Annotated in this window: 8 protein-coding genes; all 8 read left to right on the top strand. The window is 42.9% G+C overall.

Annotated features, from left to right (window positions below; translation table 11 throughout):
- Positions 1–106 precede the first annotated feature (106 nt).
- A complete protein-coding gene (locus tag H3S82_RS04520; RefSeq protein WP_198232191.1) occupies positions 107–1,822 on the top strand; it encodes a SulP family inorganic anion transporter in 1,716 nt (571 codons plus the stop codon).
- A 1,257-nt stretch (positions 1,823–3,079) separates the two neighbouring features.
- Positions 3,080–4,762 carry a hypothetical protein gene (locus tag H3S82_RS04515; RefSeq protein ID WP_198232717.1) on the top strand — a complete coding sequence of 561 codons (1,683 nt, stop codon included), beginning with the start codon at positions 3,080–3,082 and terminating at the stop codon, positions 4,760–4,762.
- A gap of 15 nt (positions 4,763–4,777) precedes the next feature.
- On the top strand, positions 4,778–6,475 hold the full coding sequence (locus H3S82_RS04510; protein ID WP_198232716.1) for a hypothetical protein: 1,698 nt from the start codon (positions 4,778–4,780) through the stop codon (positions 6,473–6,475).
- Between the two features lie 300 nt (positions 6,476–6,775).
- Positions 6,776–8,134: a Na+/H+ antiporter NhaA gene (gene nhaA, locus H3S82_RS04505; protein ID WP_198232715.1), complete on the top strand. Its 1,359-nt coding sequence runs from the start codon at positions 6,776–6,778 to the stop codon at positions 8,132–8,134.
- 334 nt (positions 8,135–8,468) lie between these two features.
- The gene (locus tag H3S82_RS04500) at positions 8,469–9,704 is read left to right on the top strand and encodes a putative DNA modification/repair radical SAM protein (RefSeq protein ID WP_198232714.1); all 1,236 of its coding nucleotides are present in this window, start codon (positions 8,469–8,471) and stop codon (positions 9,702–9,704) included.
- Entirely contained in the window at positions 9,701–11,200 is a 1,500-nt protein-coding gene (locus H3S82_RS04495) for a UdgX family uracil-DNA binding protein (RefSeq protein WP_198232713.1), read from the top strand. The genes H3S82_RS04500 and H3S82_RS04495 overlap by 4 nt, the downstream gene beginning before the upstream one ends.
- A 262-nt stretch (positions 11,201–11,462) precedes the next feature.
- Entirely contained in the window at positions 11,463–11,768 is a 306-nt protein-coding gene (locus H3S82_RS04490; protein WP_198225141.1) for a hypothetical protein, read from the top strand.
- 561 nt (positions 11,769–12,329) lie between these two features.
- Positions 12,330–13,244: a hypothetical protein gene (locus H3S82_RS04485; RefSeq protein WP_077970699.1), complete on the top strand. Its 915-nt coding sequence runs from the start codon at positions 12,330–12,332 to the stop codon at positions 13,242–13,244.
- Positions 13,245–13,441: the final 197 nt, after the last annotated feature.

Raw genomic sequence — 13,441 nt, 5'->3', positions numbered from 1 at the left:
AACTTTATGTGAGTGAAGATATTTTTGTTTGAATAAAGTAGATCGATAAAAACAACCGTGCTATGCATCAAGAAATACTTTTTCCCAAATCATTTTGTGTTAGATCATGGCGCGATCCAAAAAGGCTGTCGATACCTTATCCTTTAGCGAGCTTTTCCAGCCAAAGCTTGTAACAGTCTTCCGCGAAGGCTATCATCTTGCCGATTTTCGCGCCGATGTCATCGCCGGTCTTACCGTTGCTATCGTTGCTTTGCCGCTTTCAATTGCTATCGCCATTGCCTCCGGGGCTTCACCTGTACAAGGATTATATACTTCCATTGTAGGTGGTTTTTTTATAGCTCTTCTTGGCGGAAGCCGTTTTCAAATCGGTGGCCCCGCCGGCGCCTTTATCATTGTCGTTTCGACAACCGTCGCCGAGCACGGGATGGACGGGTTATTGCTTGCAACGGTGATGTCGGGAATTATGCTGATGGCTGTCGGTTATCTGCGGCTTGGCACTTATATAAAATTCATCCCCTATCCTGTTACTGTGGGGTTTACCGCGGGTATTGCTGTCATTATTTTTTCAAGCCAACTGATCAACATGCTAGGGCTCAATCTCACTGAAAAAGAGCCGGGGCCAATTTTAGAAAAACTCCCTTTCATCTGGCAAAATATCGAAACCTGCAGCTTCCTTTCTATCGTTTTCTGCGCGGGGACAATCATTTTTATTACGGTTTTAAAAAAACTATTGCCGAATTGGCCCGGCATGGTTCTTTCAATCATTTTCGGCGGCGCGATAACAGCTTTTTTCAATCTCGACATTGTTACCATAGGCTCGAAATTCGGTACGATGCCATCCGCCTTACCTTATCCGCATCTGCCGGATTTTACTTTTGAAAAAATCAAAGCCGTTTTCCCCGATGCGATGACTTTCACATTGCTAGGAGCAATTGAATCGCTTTTGTCGGCCGTTGTTGCCGATGGCATGACGGGGCGCCGCCACCGGTCGAATTGCGAGCTTGTCGCACAAGGCGTGGGAAATATAGCCTCTGCCCTATTCGCCGGTATTTGTGTGACGGGTGCTATTGCACGTACCGCCACCAATATTCGCGCAGGCGCAAGAAGCCCCATTTCAGGTATTTGTCATTCAATCTTTTTGCTGTTGTTTCTCATTGCATTGGCACCTCTTGCCAATTTTATTCCGCTGGCATGTCTTGCGGGAATACTTGCTATTATTTCCTGGAATATGATTGACAAACGCGCAATTGCACTTCTTCTCAAAGCATCTGCAGGCGATGCTGTCGTCCTACTCGTATCGCTGTCATTAACAATTTTCCGCAATGTAACCGAAGCTATTATTATCGGTTTTGCTTTGGGTGCTCTATTATTTATCCACCGTATGTCGAAAGCTGCAAGCGTTACGGCTGATCGCCCGCTGGTTGCAGAAGACAGGGCGGATGGTCCCAATACGGCAAATGACCAATTCGACAACGACTTGCAAAAAGACAGCCGAACCGTTATCTACCATATTTCCGGTGCCTTCTTTTTTGGTGCGGCTGCTTCGATCGGCTCGGTTCTTGACCGGATTGGTGACAATTACCGGACCATGATTCTTGATTTCGCTCAGGTACCATTTCTTGATGCAACAGGTGCAAATACGATTGAAAGTCTTGCCGGAAAAGCAAAAAAACAAGGCATCACCCTCGTCATTTGCGGCGCCTCCGAACAGGTTCTGAAGGACCTTATTTCCCATGGTATCAAACCACCTGCTGTCCATCTGGAAAAAAATCTGGGAAAAGCTGTTCATAAATATATAAAACGCGAAGCTGTTACCGCTTGACCGTGATTTTCAAACCTGCATTTCAAATTGATCGAATGCTGTATCAAAACAGAATGAGCTTTGTCGGCTTTAGTGTCTAGATTACGATGTTTTAATGCCCCGAGAATTTTAAAAAGAGCGGATTGATTAATCGGAAGTTTTTCGCAACAAATGCAATCATATCGACGGAATTTAAGATTTTAGCACATCAACAGAATTCAAGAAGTTTGGTCACCGGCAAAGCTCGGATATGTGCCGCTTTAATGCAATAATAATAATCCTTAAAGAGCAGGTCATTTCTATCAGAAAGAAGCTCGATGACACGACAATGACAGACCGCGTGACAAGCTTGCTCAAATATTGTCTGCATCGCTGCAAATAATGATATTTCCCCGCCCCTTTTCCCCCTGCCAATTTCTTATTTTTTACGTCATAATCGGGAGAGAATAACCGTTGTAATTTCCTTTCAGAAATACCGCCAATAAGGGTTTTATAATGTAAAGTTCCCGATATTTTCGAATATCACATGGTGCGGCCATGGAATTGTAGCCTCAAATTGGCCTATCATTGTCTCTGTCATCAGCCCGCTAACCACCATTTCCTAAAATCGAGGCCGACTTATATATTAGCAGATCAGATATACCCGCCTATGGCGTTGGCCCTTCTAAAAGACAAGCGGCCTTTCATAAGTCGAAACTGATATTATCAACAAGGATTTTATAGGGAATGCCCGAAAATTGCTATCGACCGAAGCCGGTGACCGGTGAATTGACCGTTAGCAATAAAAAAAAGAACAAGACTCTGTGGCTTCGTTATATTATGCATTGTTTATCCAGAATAAAGCCGCAATTTATTTCCATTATGGAAAAGAGAACAACGTGTGTTGTATTTTAACCTTTTCAACCGAGGGGAAACGGGATGAGCGAACAAATCATCGACAAGGGAACCAAAAAGTCGCCTTGGCCCAAAATTATTATCAGCATCATTGTTCTTGCTATTATAGCGTGTGGATTTGTTTTCTATCTCGCTCGTTCCGCACAAAAACACGTTGAAAATTTTCTCAGAGAAAATGGTGTCAGCTTCAGTTCGCTTGATGTCAATTGGCGGCGTCATTTTACTATTCATGATGCCAAGATCAATTTTTCCAAAGATAGAAGTCTACAAGTCGAGACAATCAAGGGTGAAGTCAATTTTTCCGGCAAAACCAGTAAAAAACTCGAACTTGAAAAAATCAGCTATTCGTTAGGTCAAAGCAAACTGTCTATTCCGGCTATGACTTTGGAAAACTTTGCGCTCAATGACTCAAAAACATCTGACAATCAATATTTTTTCGATATTCGAAATATTACTGCGAAAAAAATTGTTGCTCCGACTGTGACCTGGACCGATGGAAAAGAAACAAATGGAGCAACCTATTCTTATAACAAAGTTATTTTTGATGACATTGTGAAGGGTCTCATCAAAAAGGTGACAGCCGATAGTATGTCCGGTGAATATCCATTAAGCAAAAAAAGTGCCTCCTCGGTAAATACAAAATTTGCCAAGACAGAATTCGGTAAGAGTGAAATAAACAACCTCGATCTCGGTTTTCTCATTAGCTATTTTAACGAAGCTTCATCTGCCTCCAACGCTGAAAATCCGTTCAAAGATGTCGCAAATGGCTGGTCAATTCATGACATTGTAATCAACCAACCAGACGAAGACGGAAACAACTCTCTGTCTACCGCCCAAACTATTTGGGGAACAAAACTGTCGTTGCGTCATCTACCTTTTTCATTGAACAGTTTAATTGAAGAAAGCGCAAATTATGCATCCCCTGATAATGCCGGAAAAACAAAAGAGCACGAAACTTTGCTCAAGAGGCTCGCCATACTTTCGTCGGTCGGATTTATGGATATGCATGTTGAAGGAGTGTCTCAAAAATTTTCCGACCTAACTTCGAAGCAGAAAAATTTTTCTGTTACTTACCGGAATGGACGTGTGGATATTAGCCTGAATGGTTATGAAGCCAGCGGAGAAGACCTACGTGCTTTAGTAGTAGATAGTTTTTCAATAACGGACCTGCGTTCGGAGCAGTTGAATGACTTTATTGATGTTTTGAATCACGCCATTAGCTCGGGTAATGCCGATTATGATGCTCTTTATAAATCATTTTCGGAACCTCAATCTACGATATTCATGCCACAATTCAAAAATATCCATACATCCGGTGTTAAATTTTCCGACCCCTCATCCAAAAACAGTGAAGAGAATCTCTTTACATTGGGGGCATTTGACGCCACTGCCGATTTCGGCAAAGGAATTATACCGACATCTTTGAAAGCGGTAGTAAAAGATTTCGAGTACCCTGTTGAAAGTGATCGTGTAAAGGCAATGAATTTTATTTTATCCCCGTCTTACGATCCGCTAAAAGAGTCCAGTGTTTTGAAAGACCTCGGCTATAAAACCATCAAATTCAATGGGGCCTTTGATGCCAACTGGGATCGTGACAACCAAAAAATTAATTTTAAAAACACTTTTGATTATAAGGACATGGCAACTGGGTCCTTCAACGGCACACTTTCAAATGTCAGCCCGGAATTATTTTCAGACAATTTAGCGATGATAATAGCATCTGCTATGGTTATACACATAAATGATCTGCACCTGACGGCAAACGCTGATAGCTTTCTTGGGCGTTATGCAAAATTTTATGACGCGAATACAGGCGAAAGTTTTTCTGACAAACGCAGAGAGGCGGCTATCAAAGCCAGATTGGCAATTGCACTTTTCCTTGGTGCGGAAAATTCCCAAAAATCTGGCGAAGCAGTGCAAAACTTTATAGAAAACGGTGGAACTATCAATGTCCATGCTGTAGCTAAATCAAAAGATGGTATCGGCATAGCCGATTTTGCGGCAATAAAGCAATTTCCTGCAACTTTAGTCGATAAAATAGACGTGAGTGCAGATACAACACATTAAGACTGGAAGAATGTAATGGCCAATTTCAGTGGCTGGTTAATAGCAACACTTAAACGCTGGTTAATTTATATCATTGGAGGCGTGGTCATTCTGGCCATATTGGGTGTCGGAGCCTTTTATATGGCCGCTCCTTATCTGAACAGTTTTGTCAAAGACGAGATGACAAAACATGGTGTCAAAGCCGAACAATCAGAAGTGACCGTCGCTGGCAATGTCAACCTCAAAAATGTCACCTTACCCGTACCCGACGGTGTCTCTCTCAAAATAGGTGCCGTTTCCGGTCGCCCTCCTGTTGGCTTTGTCCCCGGTTCATTTACAATTTATGATATTGATTTGAAACGGGATAATATCCATGTCGTTGTACCTGAAATGACATTGAATGGTATCACCCTCAAAGATAAGGATACATCCATCGCTTCCAACGTTTTACAAGCTTTGTTGCGCGTTGGTATATCGTCGGTCAATGCGCCGGATATAGAGGTATCCCTGTCCAATCCTCAAGGCGAGACAGAAAAACTTGATATCAAGGGCTTCTGGCTTTCGAGTTTGAAGGCCGGCAACATCGGCTCTGTCGGCATTGCAGGCATGAGTACAAATGTCGGTCTGCCAAATTCCAATACGGGCGAACACAATAACCTTCGGCTTATTGGCAAAAGCAATGCCTTGCAAGCAAGTGATATTGATCTCGCTTACGCCTATGGAATATTGGCTGGTAAAGTTAAACCTGACAAAATTGGTCGGACTATCTTCGGACCTGTTGAACTGGGCGATATTTCAATCGATGTCTTCGAGGGCACCAACCGTAATGCCCATTTTTCGCTCAACAAGTTTAAAACCGAGGGGTTAAAAATGCACCCGATGGAAGCCGTGCCTGAAGATCTTGCACGTGCCTATCTGGAAGCTAAAAAAAGTGGTGATGAAAAGGGTGAAAAAGCGGCAAGGAATGAGTTGCTGGCAACGATAGTATCGGCAATTACGGCCATTGATGCCGAAGTTGAAAAAGCTGATATCGATTTACCAACAGTCAAAGCAAGCCTGAATTCGTTCGAACTCCAACCAAGAGAATGGAAACAAGCTGTTCCTGAAAGTTTGTTAGTGAAACTCGATGGTTTTTCATTAAACACCAGCGAAATGCCTCAGAAAAGTTTCGAAATGTTCAGGAATATGGGATTCAAAACACTGGATATCTCGGGCAAACTTGATTTCTCTTATAATTCCGGTCGTCAAACTCTTTCCCTTAATGATCTGTCATTTAACGCAGATGGCATTGGTTCAGGCGAAATGTCTGCTACGATTATCAACGCCGGTTCGGAACTTTTTTCGGGCGACAAACAAGCGATGCTTGATGCCGCAAACAAAATTGGCATCACTAAAGCGGATATGCGTTATTCCGATTTCGGCTTCATCGACAAATTGTTTACCTATCTTGCCCGGAACTTGAACGACAATAAACACGATCTCAAGAAAGAACTCTACGACGATTTTTATGTGGTTATGACGAAGAGTCCGGCAATGCTTTTGAAAGATCACGAAGAAGCACAAAAGATTTCATCTGCTTTCGGTGCTTTTGCAAAAAAACCGGGAACACTCAAAATATCAATCAAAGCCAAAGACGATAAAGGACTCACAGCAACTGATCTTGAAACAGCATTGCAAAATGATCTTGCAGGCGCGCTCAATAAAGTCGATCTTGTCGTAAAAAATGAAAATTAGATAGTGAAATATAATTATATAGAGAATTATCTAATAGATAATTCTCTATATATCGTGTCGTATTATTTCATATAATCAATCACACTCTTGTAAGAATCAAAATATATTTGAATTTCTCTCTTTAAGTTGGGCAATTTATAAATTTTATCTACATATTGAAGCTTCAACTTTCGAACGCCATAAATAATATTGTTGGCTTGTATATTCTCCCTTGTTTGGATATAAAAATGTCGGGTGTCCGGTAAATTGTTTACGGGCAGGTTTCAAGCTGGTCGGGCCGCCAGCACAGAGGAACTTGCCATGAAAAATATAAACCACCGCTTGCCTAACCGTGCATCTGTTTTTGCCGAAAAGATATTTTCAATCTGTCGCAACATAATTCATATTGAAGCTATGGCGGGCGTTGCTCTCGTTATTGCAACAATGGTCGCTCTCTTACTTGCCAATTCAACTTATGCGACCGTTTACCAAAAATTCTGGCAGCAAAAAATTTCAATAGAAGCTTTCGGATATTCCTTTTCCAAAGACCTGCACTTTCTGGTCAATGACGGCTTGATGACGCTCTTTTTCCTTGTCGCAGGCATGGAAATAAGACGGGAAATCCATGATGGCGCATTGTCAAAATTCCGTCAGGCTTTGTTGCCTCTGGTTGCAGCTGTCGGCGGCGTTATTGCGCCGGCTATTATTTATTTTTCCATCAATCCCATGCCGCCAACCAGTCATGGCTGGGCTGTGCCCACTGCAACCGATATAGCCTTTGCAATCGGTATTCTGGCGCTTCTCGGAAAATCGGTTCCATACAACTTAAGAATCGTTTTGCTTGCGCTCGCCACTATAGACGACATTATCGCCATTTTGATTATCGCGATTTTTTATTCTAACGGCTTTGACGTGACAGGCCTGCCCATTGCATGTCTTGCAATTATCATTCTCGTTTTTTTGCAATGGATAGGAATTAATTCGGCTCTGATTTACGTTCTTCCAGCTGCTCTCCTCTGGCTCGGACTTATGATATGCGGTGTCCACCCCTCGCTTTCGGGCGTAATATTGGGATTATTGACACCGGCACTTAGCCCCCGCTCATTGATTGCGCCTGTTGATCGACTGACTTACGCTTTGGAAATATTGAAAAATGAAAAGCCTGAAGACAGCGCTTTAAAGCACCAATTTGCTCTTCTTGAAATACGTAAGAGTGAAGCTGCAATTGACGCTCCCGTATCAAGACTTGTTAACGCCTTAAGTCCTTGGGTGTTATTCGTCATTATGCCGCTCTTTGCTCTGGCGAATGCCGGTATCAATATTTCCAATGTCGACTTTAAAGATCATTTCTCCCTCATTATCATGGTTGGAACAGGACTGGGCCTTGCCATCGGTAAGCCGTTGGGCATTTTCCTCATAAGTTTCCTTGCTGTCCGTTTCGGGCTTTGCACTCTCCCTTCGGGAGTAAACTGGCGCGGAATGATACTCGTCGGATTATTGGGTGGTATCGGTTTTACTATGGCTATTTTTACAGCCACTTTAGCCTTCAACGCTCCTCGACAATTGGAAGCGGCAAAATTCGCGATTCTTTGCGGATCCCTGATGTCCGCTATCTTCGGACTAGGCTACGGTTTATGGCTGAAATTTCGTAAACGCAAAAGGACTCGCGAAGCCGGATAAAGAACATTTCCCGCATTAAAACCTTTTTTGTGAGAACGATTTCTGCATAAAAAACTCGTCATGCTGCTCTTTAAATTTTTTACTCTCGAAAAATTGCCTTGTTATCTGTGTAAACGGGCCGGTCTCTCCAAAGTCTCTTTTGTTCAATATTTCGCAATGCCGTTACAAAGTGAAACACACTACAGAATGATCTGACCAATTGAAGCAAAATTAACTAGCTTGAATTTGCTCTTTGGCAGAATTGCTACTTTTAGCGCGTCGTGATTTGCTGTTTTCCCTTTACTTCCTCCACTTCATGTCTATATTCGTCAAATAGAACAAATAGTGAACAAAAATGGTCAAAACGCTCAAACAAAAATTGGCAATTCTGGCAGATGCTGCCAAATATGATGCCTCCTGCGCATCAAGCGGTTCCACGCGTCAGTCGCCCACAAAAAGCGGCTTGGGAGCAACGGCAAATATGGGAATTTGCCATTCCTTCACGCCTGACGGGCGCTGCGTTTCGCTGTTAAAAATTCTGCTCACCAATTTTTGTATTTTTGATTGTGCCTATTGTGTCAACCGGTCTTCAAGCAATGTCGAGCGGGCGCGTTTTAGTACCGATGAAGTGGTGTTTTTGACGCTCGAATTTTACCGCAGAAATTACATCGAAGGCTTGTTTCTTTCTTCCGGCATTATCCGTTCTCCGGACCAAACAATGGAGGAATTGGTTAAAGTTGCCCGCGATTTGCGAACCATCCACCATTTCGGCGGCTATATCCATTTAAAAACCATTCCGGATGCTTCGGACGCGCTGATCAAAGAAGCCGGACGTTACGCAGATCGCTTGTCGATCAATGTCGAACTGCCAACAGAAAAAAGCATTAACCGCTTTGCTCCGCAAAAAAAGATCCTGACAATCAAGCAGGCTATGGCGAATGTCCGGATTGATATAGAAGCCTCCAAAGACGCGACATTACAGACGAAAAAAACGCAACGTTTCGCGCCCGCAGGGCAATCTACCCAAATGATCATCGGTGCCGACGATGCCAATGATGCGACAATCCTGCAATCAAGCGCCGAGCTTTATTCGGGTTATCGGCTGAAACGCGTTTATTATTCGGCATTCAGTCCGATTCCGGATGCTTCAAACCTGCTTCCCGTCAAACGCCCGCCACTTTTAAGGGAACACCGGCTTTATCAAGCCGATTGGCTTTATCGGTTTTACGGATTTGCAATGGAAGAGCTGACCGCGGAAACAAATGGTGGCATGCTTGATCTTGAATTTGACCCGAAACTCGCCTGGGCATTACAAAACCGGCATCTCTTTCCGGTTGACATCAATAAAGCCGACAAGGAAATGTTGTTACGTGTTCCCGGCCTTGGTGTGCGCAATGTTAAACGGATATTGGTAGCACGCCGGTTCAAGCGGCTCGATTTTGCAGATTTGAAAAGCTTTCATATCAGCCTTCAAAAAATAAAGCCGTTTGTGACTGCCGAACGCTGGACGCCTAAAAACCTTCTCGACAGTTCGCACCTTGCCGAGCGTTTTCGTGCGCGCCCCACTCAACTTGATCTTTTTTCATCATGAAAACGATTGTTTTGAAAAAGCAGGGGGATTTTGACGAGTGGCGAACGATAGCGCGTTTGCTATTGCAGGAAGCAATGCGTCCGGAAGATGTTTTTTGGCATTACCATTCGGCCCCGACATTATTTGACAGAGAGCCCGCCTCTCCGCCTTCAGAAAAATATCAGCCTTCACAACGAAGCCAAGAATTTCTGGTGCCAAAGCAGTTCATCAATCTTGCGAAAAATGTCATCTGCCACGAGAGCGAAGATTCGGCCGCCCTTTTATATCGCCTTCTTTATCGCTTGCAGCACGATAAAACGGTTCTTGAAAGAATTTATGACATTGACACTGCCACAGCTTTATCGCGGCAAAAAGCTGTTTGCCATGACATCCACCATATGCATGCATTTTTACGTTTCAAGGAAATTGCCAGCCTTGGCGACGACACATTCAGGCGTTGTTTTACCGCCTGGTATGAACCTCAACATTTCATTATTGCGGAAGCGATACCGTTTTTCTGTCGGCGTTTCAGCGACATGGATTGGCAAATTCTCACGCCGAAAGGCAGTGCATTCTATTTTAACAAAAGACTGTTTTTTGGCGAACCGATATTTAAAAAGCCACAAAATAAAGATGAAACCGAAGAGCTATGGAAAACCTACTTTTTCAGCATTTTCAATCCGGCAAGACTGAAAGTCAAAACCATGCAAAGTCATATGCCGAAAAAATACTGGAGCAACCTTCCGGAAGCGGAAATCATCGATAGTCTCGTTGATAATGCGGAAACGCGCATTGAAACGATGGAAAGACAACCGGTTCTGCCACCTCCGCTCTTTCATTCCCGTTTAACGGAAAGAAATGCCGAGAATGTCATTCGAACGAGTTTGAAGTCGCAAGCAACGCTTAAAACTTTGGATGATCTCAATAAAGGTATCAAATCATGCAAAAGTTGCCCATTGCATTGTTCATCAACGCAGGCTGTCTGTGGCGAAGGGCCTGAAAATGCTTCTCTAATGATTGTCGGAGAACAACCAGGCGATCGTGAAGATCTCGTTGGTCGGCCATTTATCGGTCCTGCAGGGCAAGTGTTTGACAAAGCTGCCCATAGGGTAGGACTAAAACGGGATGAGGTTTACATCACCAACGCTGTCAAACATTTCAAATATGAACTCAAAGGTCGCAAGCGCCTTCATAAAAGAGCAGACAGGAGCGAGGTCGAGCATTGTCGCTGGTGGCTTTTGAAAGAAATCGACATCGTCAAACCGAAGCTTATCGTTGCCATGGGGAAAACCGCCCTGTTCTCACTCACAGATTTGAACGAGCCGTTAAGCGGTTTGGTGGGTAAAATAATCGAGACAGAAGAAAAAATTCCGGTGCTTGTCACTTTTCACCCGTCATATCTTCTCCGGATCAAATCGGAAGAATTGAAGAAACAAGAAACTACAAGGTTCGAACAAAGCTTGCAACTTGCGAAGGCAAAAATCAACTTTTTAATAGGCCAGAAAAACGCCATCTAGCCCTTCTTGAAGCCACTTCACTAAAATCGTGATCCCGACTTGATAAACCTCTATTGGACGGGAATTAACAAATGTTAACTTATTGTTTTTGCTATATTTTACATTATCACTTTTCCGTGATTGATACATTTTAAAGTGATTTGAGATTGATTGCCGTGATGAAGATATAAGCGTTAGAGAGTTTGGAAAATATATCCAGATTGATCCAATTGCAATTAAAGCCGTTAGCCAAAGCTAAGGGCTCATAAAAACGGTGAATGAAATGAAAAAATTAATGTTTATTGCGCTTGCAAGTTTATGTGGTGTAAGCAGCGCCTATGCCAGTGGTTATGCTTTTGACGATGGTTCACCGGTCAACACCTATGTCATCGGTTCTACTGCCCAATCCGGCATGAACAAAGGTTATACCGGCAATTCACGTGCTTATACACGCGCAAATGGATTTGGCGATGGTTCGGTCGAAGATAGCTATGTCATCGGTCACGCGCAAAAATCCGGTGAAGCAACGCATGGTGGATCTATCAACGAAGCCCATTTCGGCGATGGATCACCGGTAAATCACCATTAAAAGCATCGCGAAGTTATGTTTAACGAAAACCGGCTTTTAAGCCGGTTTTTTTGTGTTCTCCCACAAGTTTTCCTGTTTCTGTATTCAAAAGCCACTGTTATCTCTACAGAGCCACTCACCAACTATTTTATCGACCATTTCCATTTAAAAACTGTGCTTTCCGGAATGGCAATACAATATTTTTCTACTTACCGGTTGCTAATATTAAATTTTCGTTTATGTTTTTAATCGGATTTTTCATTAACCGACTAACTAATAATTGTATCAACAACACCGAAACAGATAAAGCAAATTAGGAGTATTTTTAACCGAATATAAGAATTATTAAAAAGACTTTTTTATTTTTTTGAACGGGTATGAATTAGTATTTTTTATTTATAATTCAATTGAATTTTTTCTCGAATTTAGACTTGGCTGATCGGATTGCTGCGCTATATGGGGGTGAAGATCCACTCTTTCCCTTGGTATCCCCGAGGGATTTCATCCAAAACGAAATATTAGTTCGGATATGAAAACCGATTTATATTTTCGCATTCAATAAACTATAGATAAAAATCGAAAATGACGATCTTGACTACCCCATCAGCGCTTTCAAAAATCGAACTTATTGCCGTTATTACCGCAGTTACGAACGGTCAACCAAAAGTTATTACTGTAGGACCAGAACAAAAACTTCCATCCGGACCGTTAGAATTCGGGCAACAAAGCCTGGAGTCTTCTTTACGTGACTGGATAAATACAAAAACCGGTCATCCCGTCGGATTTCTCGAACAACTTTACACATTTTCCAATCGTTTGCCTATCTCTGCCGAGAACGGTACGCGAACAATATCCGTCAGCTATCTGGGCTTGGTGCGTGAGCAAGACGAGTTTTCTCCAAATGCCGAATGGCATGATTGGTACGAGCATTTTCCATGGGACGATTGCCGAAGTGGAAAACATCCATGTGTCGACGAAATTATAAAAGCGCTCAATGTTTGGGCCGAAAAAGATAAAGTCCATTGTGACTTCAAGAAACGCAGAATTTCTTTTCTTTTCGGATGTAACGGCTTTTCGTGGCACGAAGATTTCATTCTCCAAAGATATGAAATTCTATATGAAGCGGGTCTCATTGCCGAAGCTGGAGGCAATCTTTTTGCGGGAACGCCAATGTTTGCCGATGACCGTCGAATTTTAGCAACCGCTATTGGACGGCTCCGAAGGAAAATAAAATATAGAGCTGTGATCTTTGAACTGTTGCCGGAAAAGTTCACATTATTACAGCTACAAAAAACGGTAGAAGCGATTATAGGAAGGCGCCTTCATAAACCGAATTTTCGTCGTTTGACCGAACAACAGGGAATTATCGAAGAAGTAGGCGAACGCGAAACACAAACAGGTGGTAGGCCGGCTAAACTCTATCGTTATCGTCAGGAAATTATTGAATCCTGTGTGGTCAACCTCTCGCGGTTTCCGATTGCCCGCTCCGGGAATTAAACTCACCATTATCCCGACCGATAACTATCCCGTTTTGATTTTGAACAAGCTCAGATGGGTATCCTTTAAACATGACCGGCGGAAGTTAATGGCTTTAGTGTCATCTTATCGCGGATGGTCCTTGCGTTTAACAAACGCCTATCTGTTCATGAATTGTTGAAGCACATCTGACGTTTCATGAGCAAAAACTCGTTGAA

The organism is Bartonella sp. M0192, from assembly GCF_016102305.1.
In the GTDB taxonomy this organism is placed as follows: Bacteria; Pseudomonadota; Alphaproteobacteria; order Rhizobiales; family Rhizobiaceae; genus Bartonella; species Bartonella apihabitans.
The sequence above is the reverse complement of the archived record's forward strand: the minus strand, read 5'-3'. Positions and strand labels throughout refer to the sequence as shown.